The organism is Rhodanobacter lindaniclasticus, from assembly GCF_004799035.1.
Taxonomy (GTDB): domain Bacteria; phylum Pseudomonadota; class Gammaproteobacteria; order Xanthomonadales; family Rhodanobacteraceae; genus Rhodanobacter; species Rhodanobacter lindaniclasticus.
On the sequence record NZ_MWIO01000066.1, the window covers coordinates 1 to 14,805 of the forward strand.

Here is a 14,805-nt window from a genome sequence, read left to right on the forward strand (position 1 = left end):
GGCGATGTCCAGCTCGATCTCGCGCTCGTCCAGCGCGCCCTCGCGCAGTTGCTTGCGCAGCTTCTGGCGGGTGTCGCTGTCGATCGCCGGTGCGGCCGGCGCGTCGTGGCTCCAGTCGGTTGGCGGCGACTGCCGGCGCGGCAGCAGGGCGTCGAGGATGCGGTCCTCGGCGCGATCCTCGGCCTGCGAGCGCACGCGCTTGATCGCCTGTTCGCGGGTCAGCTTGTAGGCGCCGTCGGCGAGGTCGCGGATGATCGACTCGACATCCTTGCCGACGTAGCCGACCTCGGTGAATTTGGTCGCCTCGACCTTCACGAACGGCGCGTTGGCCAGCGTCGCCAGGCGCCGCGCGATCTCGGTCTTGCCCACGCCGGTGGGCCCGATCATCAGGATGTTCTTCGGCGTGATCTCGTTGCGCATCTCCGCCGGCAGCTGCATGCGCCGCCAGCGGCTGCGCAAGGCCACCGCCACCGCACGCTTGGCGTCATGCTGGCCAATGATGTAGCGGTCGAGTTCGTTGACGATTTCGCGGGGGGTGAGTTCGGACATGGCGATGGGGAACCGGGAATGAGGAAGGCGCGCCGCGCGGGCGGGAACAGGGACTTGCCGGCTCCCTAGGCCGCGCTACCCGTGCCCAGCTCTTCGATGGACACGTTGTGATTGGTGTAGATGCAGATGTCGCCGGCGATCTTCAGCGCCTTCTCGACGATGGTGCGGGCATCCAGCTCGGTGTTTTCCAGCAGGGCCATCGCCGCCGATTGCGCAAACGGGCCGCCGGAGCCGATCGCGATCAGGCCGTGCTCGGGCTCCACCACGTCGCCGTTGCCGGAGATCAGCAGCGACACTTCCTTGTCGGCCACCGCCAGCATCGCCTCCAGACGGCCGAAGCGGCGGTCGGTGCGCCATTCCTTGGCCATCTCCACCGCGGCGCGGGTGAGGTTGTTGTTGTGCTTCTCGAGCTTCAGCTCGAACAGCTCGAACAGGGTGAAGGCGTCGGCGGTGGCCCCGGCAAAGCCGGCCACCACCTCGCCGGTCTTGCCGAGCCGGCGCACCTTGCGCGCATTGCCCTTCATCACCGTGTTGCCCAGCGTGACCTGGCCATCGCTGCCGATCACGACGCGGCCGTCGCGGCGCACGCAGACGATGGTGGTGGCGTGGAAGGATTCCATGGAAGCTCCGCAAGAAGATGTACGAGCGGATGAGATGGGGTTGCGGCGGTTGGGCTTCAATACGGAGCGGGCCCGCCCGGCACGTTCGCTCCCTCTCCCCTTCGGGGAGAGGGTTGGGGTGAGGGGCCACGCTGGCGAAGAGTCTTGTCGAGGCGAGCTTCAATGGAAGCACCTCCGCGAGCACCCACCCCTCATCCCAACCTTCTCCCCAAAGGGGAGAAGGGGCAAACGCAAGAAGCGCGGTTACTTTCTTTTGGCCCGCGGGTGCGCGGCGTCGTACACCTTGGCCAGATGCTGGAAATCGAGGTGGGTGTAGATCTGCGTGGTGGCGATGTCGGCGTGGCCGAGCAGCTCCTGCACGGCGCGCAGGTCGCCGGAGGATTCCAGCATGTGGCTGGCGAAGGTGTGCCTGAGCAGATGCGGGTGGATGTGTTTGGGGATGCCTTGTTGCAAGGCCAGCTTGTTCATGCGCAGCTGGATGGTGCGCGGGTGGATCGGCGCGCCGCCGCGGCCGCGGAATACCGGGCCATCCGGCGGCATGCCCTGCTCGGCACCGAGCGCGCGCAACGCGGCCACGGCGTGCCGGCCGACCGGCACGATGCGGGTCTTGCTGCCCTTGCCGAGCACGCGCACCTCGCCGTCGTCGAGCTTGAGATCGAGCCAGCGCAGGCCGACCAGTTCGGACAGGCGCAGGCCGCTGGAATAGAACAGCTCCAGCATGGCGCGGTCGCGCACGGCGAGTTGGCCGTTGCTGTCGGTCTCCACCAGCGCGGTGGCCTCGTCCACATCCAGCACCTGCGGCAGCTTGCGGCGCACCTTGGGGCCGCGCACGCCGAGCAGCGGATCGTGGCTCAGCGTGCCCTCGCGACCGAGCTGGCGGAACAGGCTGCGACAGGACGAAAGCAGGCGCTGCAGGCTTTTCGGCGCCAGCCCCGCGCGATGTTCGCCGGCGATGAACGCGCGCATGCGCGCCCCATCGAGCGCCTCGAATGTCTCCATCTGGCCCGCGGCCATGAAGCGCAGCAGCTTGTCCAGGTCGCGCCGGTAACCGGCGACGGTGTGTGGCGAGGCGTGGCGTTCGCCGGCGAGGCGGGCCAACCAGGCGTCGACCTGGCCGGCCGGGGTCATCGGCTCAGGAGACATCCCGCGAGCGCGCCAGCGCGGCGGTGATGGTGGCGGAAATCATCTTCAGGAACAGCGTGCCCATGCCGGGCTGGAAGCGGTTCGGGTCGGCGCTGCCGATGGCGAGGATGCCGGCGTCGCCCAGCGGCATCAGCGCCACCGACTGCAACCCGGTTGCGTGCTCGCCGAACAGCCGGGCCAGCTTGTCGGCCGACAAGCGGCCGGAGCTGGGCTCGCCCTTGTGCAGGAAATCGGCGAACTCGGGCAGTGACGCCGCGCCGCCCGCGATCTGCTGCAACCAGTCGGCGCGCGGCAGTTTGGGTTCGGCCCCGAACAGCAGCAGGCTCACGCGCTCGGTGTGGAAATCCGCGCTGAGCCGCGCGACCACCGTACGTGCAGTCACCTCCATGGTGCTGGCGCGCAGCAGCGCCACGGTCAGGCCGTGCACGCGCTCCATCAGCTTCTCGTTCTCCGCGGCGATCTCGACCAGTTCAGCCAGCCGCCGCTCCAGCTCGGCGTTCTTGTCGCGCAGACTTTGCATCTGATAGACCGCCAGCGAGGCCACTGCGCCACCGCTCTCGCGCGGCGGCATGGTCAGCTTGGCGGCGAGCTCGGGGTACTCGCTGAGGAATTCCGGGTGCCGCTTCAGATAGGCGGCGACCACGCGGGCCTGGGTGGCGTCGTCGAGCAGGGTGGCGGTCATGCGCGGAAATCCTGGGGCGGGGGCGGGGCTTGCCTCCCGCAGTGTGCGATGGACGCGCGCGCGCTTCAACCGGCCAGCGAAGGCTCGACGCGGGAAATCGGCCATTCGCCCTCGAAAACGAAGGTTGCCGGGCCGGTCATCCACAGCGCATGGCCGGCGCCGGCCCAGTCGATGCGCAGGTTGCCGCCGGGCAGCGCCACCGTGACGCGGTCGTCGACCTCGCCGCGGTGGTGCAGCACCGCCATGGCCGCGCAAGCGCCGGTGCCGCAGGCGCGGGTCCAGCCGGCGCCGCGCTCGTGCACGCGCAGGCGCAGGTGGCCGCGATCCAGCCGCTGCACGAAGCCGGCGTTGGCGCCTTCGGCGAAGCGCGCGTGCGTGGTCAGCAGCGGGCCGAGTCGCTCCAGCGCGGAATCGGCCAGGTCGTCGACGGCCACCACCGCATGCGGATTGCCCATCGAGACGGCGCCGATGTCCAGCGCGGCATCGCCCACCTCGATCGGGTAATGCGCGGCCACGGTGTCGGCCGCGAACGGAATCCGCGCCGGCTCGAAGATCGGCTCGCCCATGTCCACGGTAACCTGGTCGGCTGCGAGCACGCGCACCGTGACCGGCCCGGACGGGCTCTCGATGCGCACCGCCTGGTCCAGCGCCAGCGCACCGGCGCGATGCAACCATGCCGCCACGCAGCGCACGCCGTTGCCGCATTGGCCCGACGGCGAGCCGTCGGCATTCCAGATGCCGTAGTAGAACGCGCACGACGGATCGCGCGCCGGCTCCACGCTGAGCAACTGGTCGAAACCCACGCCGGTGTGGCGATCGCCCAGCGCGCGGATCTGCGCCGCGTCGAGTGCGAACGCCTGCTGCCGGCAGTCCAGCACGACGAAGTCGTTGCCGCTGCCGTGCATCTTGGAAAAGCGCAAGGGCGCCGACGCCATCTCAAGCCTCGCTGGAAGCGCTCGGGGCCACGCTGGCCGGCGTCGCCGGCGCCGGAGCGCTGACGGCCGGTGTCGGCGGCGGCGGTGCGGTTCGTGCCGGCGGCAGCACCAGCGGCCCCTTGTTGCCGCAGCCGGCAAGCAGGGCGACGACGAGGGTGAGCGGCAGCAACAACAGGGATCGGCGCATGGCGGGGTTCCTAAGCAAGCGGCCAGTATAGCGAGGCGTCCACGGGGCGCCGGCTATCATGGCGCGGCGGCGCGTGCCGCGCGACGACGAGGATGGATGCGATGGACTGGAGCGCCTTGCTGCGCATGCCGATGACCGTGCTGCTGGTGCCGGCCGCGGTGTTCGCGCTGGTCACCCTGGCGCAGCTGGTGATGCTGCGCCGGCACCTGTACGCCCATCGCCGCGCCGCCGCCAGCTGGCGCGCGCTGCTGTGCGTGGCCGCGTTCGCGCTCACCCTGCTGCTGGCCGGCACCGGCGCGGCGTTGCGCGGCTATCGCCTGCTGGGCGAGGAGGCGCCGGTGGTCGAGATCGACGCGCGCATCCTTTCGCCGCAGCGCTGGGCGCTCAACCTGACCTGGCCCGACGGCAGCACGCGCGAGGTCGAACTGGCCGGCGACGCCTGGCGCGTCGAGGCGATCGTGCTGAAGTGGAAGCTGCCCGCGCTGCTGGCCGGCGTGCCGCCGCTGTACCGGCTCGACCGGCTGTCCGGTCGCTACGACGATCCGGCGCAGGAGGCCACGGCGCCGCGCACGGTGATCGGCTTCGGCAAGGCCGGCGCGTTCGACCTGCTCAGCCTGAAAAAGCAATACCCGCGCTGGGTGCCGGAGATCGATACCGTGTACGGCAGCGGCGCCTTCCTGCCGCTGGTCGATGGCGGCCATTACACGGTGAACCTGATGCGCACCGGCGCGCTGGTGGCGCGGCCGGATGCCGCGACCGCGGAGAAAATCAGCCACCCGCTGGGCGGCTGAGGTAAGCCGACAGCGCCGGGCCCTGGCGCAGTCGCGCCCATTCGAGCTTCAGCCATGGCGTGAAGCGCTCCGGGCAACTGGCGATCTCGCGGTCGAGCGCGGCCGGCGTGACGAAGCGCCAGGCCGCGACCTCGGTGGGATTGGCGCGCACCGGCTGGGTGCAGGTGCCGGCGTAGACCCAGCACAGTTCGTGTTCGGCGCCGAGGTCGCGGTAATCGGCCTGGTATTCGAACTTGAACAGGTAACGCAGCGGGCAGCGCATGCCCAGCTCCTGCTGCAGGCGTCGTTCGGTGGCCTGCTCCATGCTTTCGCCCTGGCGCGGATGGCTGCAGCAGCTGTTGGCCCAGTAGCCGGGCCACAGCCGCTTGCCGCCGCTGCGCTGCTGCAGCAGCAGCTCGCCGTGCCCGTTGAAGATGAACAGCGAGAAGGCGCGATGGCGCAGGCCGCGACCGTCGTGGGCGGCCGCCTTGCTGGCGTAGCCGAGCGCGCGATCGTCGGCGTCGACCAGGATCAGTTGCTCGGCTTCGGAGGAGACCGTGGGGTGGCGTGGCGAGGCGTCAGCCAAAGGACACCTCCAGCGCCTGGTAGCCGGCGTCGCGCATCGCCCGGGCCACGCGCGCGCCGCCATCGGGGCACAGCGCGATCACCGCGCCGCCTCCGCCGCCGCCGGTCAACTTGGCGCCGGTGGCGCCGTGCTCGCGCGCCAGCTGGACCAGTTCCTCGATCTCGCGGCTGGACACCTGCAGCGCGTTCAACTGGCCCTGGCAGATGTTCATCAGTTCGCCGAGCTCGTCCAGGTCGTGCGCCTGCAGTGCGTCGAGCGCATGCCGGGTCAGCACGTCGATCTCGTCGAAGATGCGTTCGTATCGCGCCGGATGCTGCTGCCACGCCTGGCGCACGCGCGCCACCATCCTGGCGGTCAGGCTCTCGCTGCCGCTCAGCCCGATCACCAGCGGCAACGGCTGCTGCAGGGCGAGCGGGCGGCTCGTCGCCGGCTCGCCGCGCCGGTACAGCAGCGCCTGGCCATGGGTGGCGACCGTGTTGTCGATGCCCGAGGGCGTGCCGTGGGCGATCTTCTCGCACTCGAAGGCAAGCGCGCAGACGCTGGCGTCGTCCAGCCCCAGCGCGCAGTGCCGGTCGAGCGCGCGGATCACCGCCACCGCCAGCGCGGCCGAGCCGCCCAGGCCCATCGCCCGCGGCATCTCCGGCGCCACCTGGATGCGCAGCGCGCGCCGGTCCAGGCCGAGGCGTTCCAGCAGCAGTGTCAGCGACTGCGCAAAGGAACCCGGGCGCGCCGGCTGCTGCTGCAGGCGCTGCTCGATGCCCCAGCGCGGGATCAGCAGCGTGGTGCCGTCGCGGGCGTCCTCCACGCGCGCGCGGATCGCCAGCGGCAGCGGCGCGGCGATCGCGTGGCGGCCGTACACCACGGCGTGTTCGCCGAGCAGGATCACCTTGCCGTGGCCGGCCGCCCATTCCTGCGTGCCGGCCCGCGGCTGGCCGTGGGCCGCGGGCCCCGGCGCCGCCTGCCCGCCCAGCTCGGCCACGATCAGCTGCGCCTTCCACAGCTTGATCTCGCCGTCGGCCAGCAGGCGCTCCACCACTTGGTCGAACATCGGCGGTGTGGCGCCGGCCGCCATCGCCACGCTGCGCGCGTGCAGGGTCATGTGGCCTTGCTGGATGCCGTCGGTGACCAGCGCCCGCAAGGCGGAGAAGTTCTGCGCCAGGCCGACGGCGGCCATCACCTCGGCCAGCTCGCGCGCACCGGGCGAACCCAGCAGGCGGTGGTTGATCGCCACCATCGGGTTCGCCTGCAGCGAGCCGCCCACGGTGCCGACCTTGAGCGGCAGCTCGATGCTGCCGACCAAGTCGCCCTGCGCGTTGCGCGACCAGCGGGTCAGCGCGCGATAGCCCTGGCCGCGTGCGGCGTAGGCATGCACCGCCGCCTCCAGCGCGCGCCAGTCGTTGCCGGTGGCCAGCGCCACCGCGTCCACGCCGTTCATGACGCCCTTGTTGTGGGTCGCGGCGCGGTACGGGTCGACCAGGGCCAGGTCGTTGGCCAGGATGATGCCGTCGCGTACCTGCCCGCCGTCGTGGCCCTTGCCGGCCAGCGCGTGTGCCGGGATCACCGCGCTGGCGCGCACCAGCGCGCGGTCGGTCAGGTTGGACAGGATGCGCAGGCAGGCCTTGCCGCCGGTGATCGCCTCCGCCAGCGAGGCCACGCCCTCGCACATCGTGTTGACCAGGTTGGCGCCCATCGCGTCGCAGGTGTCGACCAGCAGGTGCAGCACCAGCATGTCGGGGCCGCCGTCCGGCGCGGCGTGGATCAATACCTCGACGTCCGCCACGCCGCCGCCGCGCGCGACCATGTTTGGGTGCAGGCTGTTGGCCAGGTTGATGATCTCCTCGCGCCGCTGCAGCAAGGCCGTGCGCGCCTTGCCCGAGTGGGCCAGGCCGGTCAGCTGGACCTGGCCGATCAGCAGGGGCCGGTCGCTCGCGGTGGTGAAGCCGCCGCAGCCGCGCACCAGCTTGGCGGCGGCGCTCAGCGCGGCCACGATCGACGGCTCCTCGACCACCAGCGGCACCACGTAGTCCTTGCCGTTGATCAGGAAGTTCAGGCCCAGCCCCACCGGCAGCTCCATCACGCCGATGACGTTCTCGATCATCTTGTCGGCCTGCGCCGGTTCCAGCCGCTGCGCGCCGCTGGTCAGCGCGCGATGGTCGGCCTGGGTCAGCAATCCGCGGCTGCGCAAGAGCTGCAGCCGTTCGGTCACTCCCAGTCGATGGAAGCCGGGCAGGCGGGCGGGATGCTCGGGCGCACTCGTCGCGCGATCGCGCGGCGTGTCGTCGTCGTGGGTGGCGGCAGGCGCGTCGGCCTGCCCGATGGCGGTTGACTGGTCCACGGGGATGTTCCTGGCTGGGTCGTTCGAATCAGTGCATCTGCACGCTGGCGGCGGCGGCCGGGTGCAGCTCGAGCACGGCAAAGCCGGCGGCGCTGGCGGCCTGCCGGAAGGCCTGCAGGCGCGCGGCGTCGGTGGCCAGCGCGATGCCGACATCGCCGCCGCCGGCGCCGCAGGTCTTGTAGACAACGCCCAGGCGTGCCGCCAGCGCGGCCAGCGCGCGATGCTCGGGGCAGAAGATGTCCAGGCCGCTGGCCGCGGCCAGCCGCTCCAGCGCCAACGCGTAGGCGGCAACCGCCTCGAGCAGCGCGGTCGCACTGGCCGCGCCGGCGGCGGCCGTGGCGCAGTCGCCGAGCTCGCGCATCGCCGTTGCGTGGCGCTTCGGCGCCTGAGCGCGCCATGCCGCCAGCTGCTGCAGGAAGAAGCTGGTCGAGGCCGGGCGGCCGGACCACACGCAGCACCACACCAATCCCTGCGGCCATGTCGCTGGCGCGATCCGCGGCTGCCCGTCGTGCAGCCGATAGCGCAGCAGGCCGCCGCTCAGGCTGGCGGCGACGTCCAGCCCGCTGCCACGACCGTCCTGCGACCGGCGGTGCGCCGCCAGCAGCGTGGCGAGGGATGGCGCGCCGCGCCGGCCCAGCGCGCGGATGGCGCTGGCCAGCGCCACCGTCAGCGCCGCGCTGGACCCCAGGCCGAGCTTGCGTCGGCCGTCACCATCGGCGCGGAACGCGCGGGTGTCGAGGCTGGCGCGAAACGGCGGCGGTCGATCCTCCGCGCCGAGCGTTTCGAGGATGGCGCCGACCAGCCGCAGCGAAGCGCCCGCCGCCGCATCCAGCGCTGGCCAGGCGATCCGTCCGTCCGCATCCAGCCGGCCGTGCGCGGCATCGATGCCGAGCCCGGGTGCCGTGATCTCGTAGTCGCTGCCATCGCTGTCTTCCAGCGTCGCGCGTGCCCGCCGGTCGATCGCCAGGACCAGCGCGGGGGCGCCCTCCAGCACCGCGTACTCGCCGGTGATCACCAGCTTGCCCGGCGCCGTAGCCAGCACGCGCATCAGGGCGCCTCGCTGTCGTCGAGCAGCCGCGCGCCTTCGCCCAGGCGGCTGCTCAGCACCTGTTCGACGCCGGACAGCTCGGCCAGCGCGGCGGCGACCCGGGGCGCCGCGTCCGGCGTGCAGACGGCCTTCACCTGGGCGCCGGCGTCGACGGTGAAGAAGACCTGCTCGCCGGCGTCCTCGCGCAAGGCGCGAATGCGCTGCATGCAGTCGACGGTGGCGCCGTTCCAGTACAGCAGCGGCGGCCGGCTGGACTGCATCACCGCATGCATCTTCAGGCAGTTGTGTTCGCTCAGCTCGGCCAGCGCGGCGAAGTCGCGCGCCTGCACCGCGCGCTGCGCGGCCGCCAGATCCGCCGCCGCGCTGTCCAGCCACGCCGGGTAGAACGGCGAGGTGCGGCGGCTGCGCTCCATGCCGGCGCCCGAGCCGACGTGCTTGCGGCGATCCGAGGTCACCGCGACGACCACCGCCAGCGGCCATGCGGCGGCGTCGAGCAGGGGTTGCGCGACCGCGTCCGCGCCATCGTCGCGCTGGCCGGCGGCCATGCCGACGAAGCCGCCGAAGAGCGAGCGCGCCGCCGAACCCGAACCTTGCCGGGCCAGCATGGACAGGGTCCGGCGGTCCAGCCCGAGGCCGAGCGCGGCATCGGCCGCCACCACCAGCGCCGCGAAGCCGGATGCCGAGGAAGCCAGTCCCGCCGCGGTGGGGAAATTGTTGCGCGTGTCGATCCGCGCGCGCAGCGCGGTGCCGGCGCGCCGCCGCAGCAGGTCCAGGCAGGCGCTGGCCCGGGCAAGCGTGGCCGGGTCCTCCGCCCCGTTCAGGCGCAGCTCGTCATGTCGCAGCAACGCATCGAACTCGACCCGGGTGCGCGTCCACAGCGCGTCCAGGGTGATCGACAGGGAGCCGGTGACCGGCAGGTTCAACCTCGTGTCGCGTTTGCCCCAGTATTTGACCAGGGCAATGTTCGGTTGTGCTTGCGCGGTGGCATCCATCGGGGTTCCGTTGCGGGAGCGGCCGCGCCGCCGGCGCCGGACGAGTGCATGCGTCCGGCGCGGTCGGCAGCTGCCGCTTGCCGGCGGCGCATGGCGCGCGGGAAACCGCGGCGCGGTCGCCGTGGCCCCGGCCAGCCACGCCGCCAGCATCCCCGCCATTGTGCCGGCGCCGCGCCTTGCGCGACCTGATGTACATCAGGCTGCGCAAGGCCGATCTGGCGCACCGTCGCGCGGGTCAGTCGAGCGTCTGCTCGTAGCGCCAGGCATCGGCGCCGTCTTCGTAGTAGCGCGCGTAGCGGCCGATGCGGCGGAAGCCGTGGCGTTCGTACAGCCGGATCGCGGCGGCGTTGTCAGTGCGCACTTCCAGCTTCAGTGCGCGCGAGCCGCGGCGTCGCGCGGCGTCGGCCACCGCGGCCAGCAGCGCGGCAGCGACGCCCTGGCCGCGTGCCTCCGGCGCGGTGGCCAGCGAGTACAGGCGGGCTACCGCACTGCGTTTGCGGAAGAACAGCACGGCGCTGCCGAGGAACAGGTGATGGTTGGCGCTGGCTACCAGCACCAGTGCGGAGTCGCTGTCCAGGTGGCGGCGGTATTGCGCGCGGCTCAGCCGGTCGCTGCTGAAGCTGCGCTGTTCCAGGTCGATCAGGTCGTCCAGGTCGGACGCGGCGGCGCGGCGCACGCGCGGGCCGCTGGCCGTCGACGGCAGGTCGGCTGGTCCGGCGGCGATGCGGCGGCCGTGGGTGAGTGGGGGCAGGGTGGTCGGCACGCGCGGACTCTAGCAGGCAGCCGCTCCGATGCGGGTGAATCGCTCTTGACGTGCCGCGCCGGTGCCGTTCACTCGCGCTTCAGCGCATGGCCTTGTGCCGCGCCGGCGCTGTGCCAAACTGCGCGTTTTGCACGCCCTGCCCCGCGCTGCGCCGGGGCGGCCCACCATCGCCGTATCGTCCGAGTGGTGCCATGGCCCGTCTGGTCATCGTTGTCGAAAAAGCTTCCGACTGGAGTTCGTACTACCCGTCCGTCGACGTGATGAGTGCGATGGACTACCTGCGCAAGCCGGTTGGCAGCGACGACGAACGCACCCACGTGATCAACCTGTGCCGCAGCTACAAGTACCTGGGCACCGGCTATTACGTGTCGCTGCTGGCGGAGGCTCGTGGACACAAGGTGATGCCCTCGGTGCGCACGGTGAACGACCTGCGCCGACGCTCGCTGTACGGCCTGGACATCGACGACCTCAACCAGAAGCTCACCCACTTCCTGCCCGCCGGCGGGCGCGACACCACCGACTTCGGCATCCTGGTCTACTTCGGCGAGACCGCCTACCCGGCGCTGCAGGATCTGGCCCGGCAGGTGTTCGAGATGTTCCCCTGCCCGCTGCTGCGCATCGAGTTCGAGCGCGATCGCGTGTGGCAGGTCAGCTCGATCAAGCCGGTCGGCCTGCACTCGCTGGACGATGCGCAGGAGGACGCCTTTGCCGAGGAACTGGATCGCTTCTCGCGCAAGCTGTGGCGCAAGCCGCGTGCGCGCAAGCAGTTCCGCTACGACCTGGCCATGCTGGTCGACCCGGCCGAGCAGATGCCGCCGTCGAACAAGCGCGCGCTGAAGGCATTCATCGGCGCCGGCAAGGAGCTGGGTATCGAGGTCGACCAGATCGGCAAGAACGACTACCAGCGACTGGCCGAGTACGACGGCCTGTTCATCCGCGAAACCACCGCGAGCGACAACCACACCTACCGCTTCGCCCACCGCGCCGAGAAGGAAGGCATGGTGGTGGTCGACGACCCCAGCTCGATCCTGCGTTGCACCAACAAGATCTACCTCAACGACCTGATGGTCTCGCGCAAGCTGGCGGTGCCGCGCACGGAGATCCTCTATCGCGACGACAGCAAGGGCATGAAGGAGGTCGTCGAGCGGCTCGGCTTCCCGCTGGTGCTGAAGATCCCGGATGGCTCGTTCTCGCGCGGCGTGGTCAAGGTCGAGGACGAGCAGGCGCTGGCGCAGGCGGCCAGCGGGTTGTTCCAGCACAGCGCGCTGCTGCTGGCGCAGGAATACGTCTATACCGAATTCGACTGGCGCATCGGCGTGTTCAACCGCGAGGCGATCTACGCCTGCAAGTACTACATGTCGCGCGGCCATTGGCAGATCTACAACCACGGCGCCACCGGCACGGCGAAGTCCGGCGGCTTCGAGACGATCGCGTTGAAGGACGCCCCGGCGGCGGTGGTCAAGCTGGCGCTGAAGGCGACCCAGCCGGTGGGCGACGGCCTCTACGGCGTGGACCTCAAGCAGGTCGGCAACAAGCCGGTGGTGATCGAGGTGAACGACAACCCCTCGATCGACGCCGGCGTGGAGGATGCCTATCTCGGCGACGAGCTCTACCTGCGCGTGATGCGCGAATTCCTGCGCCGGATGGAACGCAAGCGCCAGGGCGGCGCCGTCTGAGGCATCAGCGCCAGGCCGCGCCATGAACGGTGTGGATCACGCGCAAACGCCGCCGCGCCAGCCAGCGCCGTGGCAGGCCCGGTTCCAGCGCCAGCAGCACAAGCAACGGTGCGACCAGCAGCCAGAACGCGGGCGTCCAGCCCAGCAGCGCGGTATGCGCCGGCACCAGGGTGCTCAGCAACAGGACGCCACCGCCGAGCAGCCAGGTACTGGCGGCGGCGAACAGGCGTGGATGATGCGGTGAAGGCAGGCTCGATGAGCGCATGGGACATCTCCCGGTGAAAGTGTCGCCAGCTTGCCGGCCGCTCATCTCACCGCCTGCGACCTCATGACGTCCCTGTGGATTGACGGGCGGCTTGTAGACTGGCGCCGAGCCATCTTCAGGGAACTCCCATGCCGCCCGCCCAGTTCGCCGTGTTCGGCCATCCGATCAGCCACAGCCTGTCGCCGGCGATCCACCAGGCGTTCGCGCAGCAGTGCGGCATCGAGCTGGAGTACCGCGCGATCGACGTGCCGCCGGCCGGCTTCGCCGATGCAGTGCGGCGCTTCTTTGCCGACGGCGGTCGCGGCGCCAACGTCACCCTGCCGCACAAGGCGGCCGCGTTCGCGCTGGCCGATAAGCACAGCGTGGCCGCCACGCGGGCTGGCACGGCGAACGTGTTGACGCGGCTGGACGATGGCCGGCTGGCGGCGCACAACACCGACGGCGACGGCATGGTGCGCGATCTGGCCGAGCGTCACGAGGTCGACCTGCGTGGCCGTGACACCTTGCTGCTGGGTGCCGGCGGCGCGGCGCGTGGCGTGGCCTGGCCGCTGCTCGATGCCGGCGTGCAGTCGCTGACCATCGTCAACCGCTCGCCCGCGGCGGCCGATGCGTTGGCCGACGCGATCGGCGAGCCGGCGCGGGTGCGCACGCGCTACTGGGACGACCTGGCCACCATCGGCAGCTTCGACCTGATCGTCAACGCCACCTCGGCCGGCGTGCTTGGCGTCGCGCTGCAACTGCCGTTTGCCCTGCTCGGCAGTCGTGCAGTGTGCTACGACCTGTCCTATGGCAAGGCAGCCGCCGGCTTCCTGGATTGGGCCAGGGTGGCCGGCGCACGTTACGCCTGCAATGGCCTCGGCATGCTGGTGGAAACCGCGGCCGACGCCTTCGTGCTGTGGCACGGCCAGCGTCCGGACACCGAGCCGGTGTACCAGACCTTGCGCCGGCAGACGGCCTGAGCGCGCGACTGGACGCCGCCTCGGCTGCCGTTGCGCCTCACGACTGAAACAAAGCGCTGGCAGGATAACGCGACCCGCCGGGAGCACGCCGATGACGACGACTCCAGCGCGCGGCCACCGTTTGCGCAGCAGGTGTCATGTCCCGCCTTCTTTTCGCCGTATCGCATCGATACGTGCTTGCCGTCGTTACGCTGCTGATGCTGGCCGGGGTCGCCGCGATCTTCCGGCAGAACGCGGCGGCAGCGCCTTCGCGCGCCGGGTCGACCGCTGCCGAAGTGACCGTGGCGCCGCTCGACGATGGTCAGAGCGGTCGCGCCATCCTGCTCGGGCTGGCGCGCGACGCCGTGCACGATGGCCGCTTGGTCGCACCGGCCGGCAGCAACGCGTTCGAGTTCTACCTCAGCGTGCTGCAGCTGGACCCGCAAAACCGCACCGCACACGAGGTGCTGCGGGAATTCTTCGGACGCGCCGCGGAGGAGATCGAGCGCACCATCAACCGCAACGAACTGGACGAGGCGCGCCGCGAGATCGACTTGCTGCGCGAATTCGACAGCAACAACTTCACCCTGTCCCTGCTCGGCGGCAAGCTGGCCGCCGCGCGCAACATCCTGACCCGGCAGCACGAGGCCGAAGCCGAGCGCATTCGCCAGGCGAATGCCCTGCACGGCGCGGCGATGTGAGGCCGGCTCAGGCCTCCGCCAGGTAGACGTCCTTCAGCCGCACGTAGTGCTCGGCCGAATAGTGCAGCTGCTCGATCTCGCGCTCGCCCAGCACGCGCACGCATTTCGCCGGATTGCCCAGCCACAGCTCGCCCTCGCCCACCACCTTGCCTGGCGGGATCAGCGCACCGGCGCCGACTAAGCCGTGCCGCATCACCACCGCGCCGTCGAGCACGCTGGCATTTATGCCGATCAGGCAGTAGTCGCCGATCGTGCAGGCGTGCACCACCGCGGCGTGGCCGATGGTGACGCCCTCGCCGATCAGGCACGGGTAGCCCGGGCCGTACGGGCCGGCGTGGGCCACGTGCACGATGGCGCCGTCCTGGATGCTGGTTTTGGCGCCGACGCGGACGGCGTTGACGTCGCCGCGCAGCACCGTGCCGGGCCAGATCGAGACGTCGTCGCCGAGCACCACGTCGCCGATCACCGTGGCGGCCGGGTCGACGTAGACGCGTTGGCCGAGCGTGGGCGCGATGCCCTTGAAGCGGCGCAGGGAGTTCATCCGGTCATTCTAGCGACGTGCCGCGCATCGTCACGCGGCCGCGCTTGATTTCGCCCGGCGCGATCGCCACGCTG

The 14,805-nt window shown here is 70.9% G+C and carries 17 protein-coding genes; 4 read left to right on the forward strand and 13 right to left on the reverse strand.

What is annotated here, in order from left to right; all coding sequences use genetic code 11:
- The 6 genes from B1991_RS16655 to lptM form a co-directional block, all read right to left on the reverse strand.
- The coding region (locus tag B1991_RS16655; protein WP_136259805.1) for an AAA family ATPase at positions 1 to 549 on the reverse strand (549 nt) is incomplete at its 3' end.
- 65 nt (positions 550 to 614) lie between these two features.
- Positions 615 to 1,169, reverse strand: coding sequence for an ATP-dependent protease subunit HslV (gene hslV / locus B1991_RS16660; protein ID WP_136259806.1), 555 nt, complete (start codon positions 1,167 to 1,169; stop codon positions 615 to 617).
- 243 nt (positions 1,170 to 1,412) lie between these two features.
- A complete protein-coding gene (gene xerC / locus B1991_RS16665) occupies positions 1,413 to 2,297 on the reverse strand; it encodes a tyrosine recombinase XerC (RefSeq protein WP_136259834.1) in 885 nt (294 codons plus the stop codon).
- Positions 2,298 to 2,301: 4 nt separating this feature from the next.
- Positions 2,302 to 2,994 carry a DUF484 family protein gene (locus B1991_RS16670; RefSeq protein WP_136259807.1) on the reverse strand — a complete coding sequence of 231 codons (693 nt, stop codon included), beginning with the start codon at positions 2,992 to 2,994 and terminating at the stop codon, positions 2,302 to 2,304.
- A 65-nt stretch (positions 2,995 to 3,059) separates the two neighbouring features.
- Positions 3,060 to 3,929: a diaminopimelate epimerase gene (gene dapF / locus B1991_RS16675; protein ID WP_136259808.1), complete on the reverse strand. Its 870-nt coding sequence runs from the start codon at positions 3,927 to 3,929 to the stop codon at positions 3,060 to 3,062.
- 1 nt (position 3,930) lies between these two features.
- Positions 3,931 to 4,116 (reverse strand): LPS translocon maturation chaperone LptM, encoded by a 186-nt coding sequence (lptM, locus tag B1991_RS16680; RefSeq protein WP_136259809.1) that lies wholly within the window; start codon positions 4,114 to 4,116, stop codon positions 3,931 to 3,933.
- 101 nt (positions 4,117 to 4,217) lie between these two features.
- On the opposite strand from lptM, the gene B1991_RS16685 reads away from it, so the two are divergent.
- Positions 4,218 to 4,907, forward strand: a complete 690-nt coding sequence (locus B1991_RS16685; RefSeq protein WP_136259810.1) for a hypothetical protein — start codon at positions 4,218 to 4,220, stop codon at positions 4,905 to 4,907.
- Here the strand turns inward: B1991_RS16685 and idi are convergent.
- From idi to B1991_RS16710, 5 genes are all read right to left on the reverse strand, one after another.
- Positions 4,885 to 5,472 carry an isopentenyl-diphosphate Delta-isomerase gene (idi, locus tag B1991_RS16690; RefSeq protein ID WP_136259811.1) on the reverse strand — a complete coding sequence of 196 codons (588 nt, stop codon included), beginning with the start codon at positions 5,470 to 5,472 and terminating at the stop codon, positions 4,885 to 4,887. The two genes, B1991_RS16685 and idi, sit on opposite strands and share 23 nt — an antisense overlap.
- Positions 5,465 to 7,807: a hydroxymethylglutaryl-CoA reductase, degradative gene (locus tag B1991_RS16695; protein WP_136259812.1), complete on the reverse strand. Its 2,343-nt coding sequence runs from the start codon at positions 7,805 to 7,807 to the stop codon at positions 5,465 to 5,467. Before B1991_RS16695 ends, idi begins: the two co-directional genes overlap by 8 nt.
- A gap of 28 nt (positions 7,808 to 7,835) precedes the next feature.
- Positions 7,836 to 8,855 carry a mevalonate kinase family protein gene (locus B1991_RS16700; RefSeq protein ID WP_136259813.1) on the reverse strand — a complete coding sequence of 340 codons (1,020 nt, stop codon included), beginning with the start codon at positions 8,853 to 8,855 and terminating at the stop codon, positions 7,836 to 7,838.
- Positions 8,855 to 9,847: a diphosphomevalonate decarboxylase gene (gene mvaD, locus B1991_RS16705; protein WP_136259814.1), complete on the reverse strand. Its 993-nt coding sequence runs from the start codon at positions 9,845 to 9,847 to the stop codon at positions 8,855 to 8,857. The genes B1991_RS16700 and mvaD overlap by 1 nt, the downstream gene beginning before the upstream one ends.
- A 235-nt stretch (positions 9,848 to 10,082) precedes the next feature.
- On the reverse strand, positions 10,083 to 10,610 hold the full coding sequence (locus B1991_RS16710; RefSeq protein ID WP_136259815.1) for a GNAT family N-acetyltransferase: 528 nt from the start codon (positions 10,608 to 10,610) through the stop codon (positions 10,083 to 10,085).
- A gap of 191 nt (positions 10,611 to 10,801) precedes the next feature.
- On the opposite strand from B1991_RS16710, the gene B1991_RS16715 reads away from it, so the two are divergent.
- Positions 10,802 to 12,286, forward strand: a complete 1,485-nt coding sequence (locus B1991_RS16715) for a RimK family protein (RefSeq protein ID WP_136259816.1) — start codon at positions 10,802 to 10,804, stop codon at positions 12,284 to 12,286.
- A 4-nt stretch (positions 12,287 to 12,290) separates the two neighbouring features.
- On the opposite strand, the gene B1991_RS16720 is transcribed toward B1991_RS16715, so the two are convergent.
- Positions 12,291 to 12,551, reverse strand: a complete 261-nt coding sequence (locus B1991_RS16720; protein ID WP_136259817.1) for a hypothetical protein — start codon at positions 12,549 to 12,551, stop codon at positions 12,291 to 12,293.
- A gap of 128 nt (positions 12,552 to 12,679) precedes the next feature.
- On the opposite strand from B1991_RS16720, the gene aroE reads away from it, so the two are divergent.
- Together aroE and B1991_RS16730 are read left to right on the forward strand one after the other, a co-directional pair.
- Complete coding sequence (gene aroE / locus B1991_RS16725; RefSeq protein WP_136259818.1) at positions 12,680 to 13,510, forward strand: shikimate dehydrogenase; 831 nt, start codon at positions 12,680 to 12,682, stop codon at positions 13,508 to 13,510.
- Between the two features lie 197 nt (positions 13,511 to 13,707).
- A complete protein-coding gene (locus B1991_RS16730) occupies positions 13,708 to 14,190 on the forward strand; it encodes an energy transducer TonB (RefSeq protein ID WP_425466709.1) in 483 nt (160 codons plus the stop codon).
- Positions 14,191 to 14,197: 7 nt separating this feature from the next.
- Here B1991_RS16730 and B1991_RS16735 read toward each other — a convergent pair whose 3' ends face one another.
- A complete protein-coding gene (locus B1991_RS16735) occupies positions 14,198 to 14,731 on the reverse strand; it encodes a gamma carbonic anhydrase family protein (RefSeq protein ID WP_136259820.1) in 534 nt (177 codons plus the stop codon).
- Positions 14,732 to 14,805: the final 74 nt, after the last annotated feature.

Excerpts from the sequence above, each read along its gene's own strand:
- hslV (WP_136259806.1), bottom strand. The coding sequence starts at position 1,169 with ATGGAATCCTTCCACGCCACCACCATCGTCTGCGTGCGCCGCGACGGC.
- xerC (WP_136259834.1), bottom strand. The coding sequence starts at position 2,297 with ATGACCCCGGCCGGCCAGGTCGACGCCTGGTTGGCCCGCCTCGCCGGC.
- B1991_RS16670 (WP_136259807.1), bottom strand. The coding sequence starts at position 2,994 with ATGACCGCCACCCTGCTCGACGACGCCACCCAGGCCCGCGTGGTCGCC.
- dapF (WP_136259808.1), bottom strand. The coding sequence starts at position 3,929 with ATGGCGTCGGCGCCCTTGCGCTTTTCCAAGATGCACGGCAGCGGCAAC.
- lptM (WP_136259809.1), bottom strand. The coding sequence starts at position 4,116 with ATGCGCCGATCCCTGTTGTTGCTGCCGCTCACCCTCGTCGTCGCCCTG.
- B1991_RS16685 (WP_136259810.1), top strand. The coding sequence starts at position 4,218 with ATGGACTGGAGCGCCTTGCTGCGCATGCCGATGACCGTGCTGCTGGTG.
- B1991_RS16700 (WP_136259813.1), bottom strand. The coding sequence starts at position 8,855 with ATGCGCGTGCTGGCTACGGCGCCGGGCAAGCTGGTGATCACCGGCGAG.
- mvaD (WP_136259814.1), bottom strand. The coding sequence starts at position 9,847 with ATGGATGCCACCGCGCAAGCACAACCGAACATTGCCCTGGTCAAATAC.
- B1991_RS16715 (WP_136259816.1), top strand. The coding sequence starts at position 10,802 with ATGGCCCGTCTGGTCATCGTTGTCGAAAAAGCTTCCGACTGGAGTTCG.
- B1991_RS16720 (WP_136259817.1), bottom strand. The coding sequence starts at position 12,551 with ATGCGCTCATCGAGCCTGCCTTCACCGCATCATCCACGCCTGTTCGCC.
- aroE (WP_136259818.1), top strand. The coding sequence starts at position 12,680 with ATGCCGCCCGCCCAGTTCGCCGTGTTCGGCCATCCGATCAGCCACAGC.
- B1991_RS16730 (WP_425466709.1), top strand. The coding sequence starts at position 13,708 with ATGCTGGCCGGGGTCGCCGCGATCTTCCGGCAGAACGCGGCGGCAGCG.
- B1991_RS16735 (WP_136259820.1), bottom strand. The coding sequence starts at position 14,731 with ATGAACTCCCTGCGCCGCTTCAAGGGCATCGCGCCCACGCTCGGCCAA.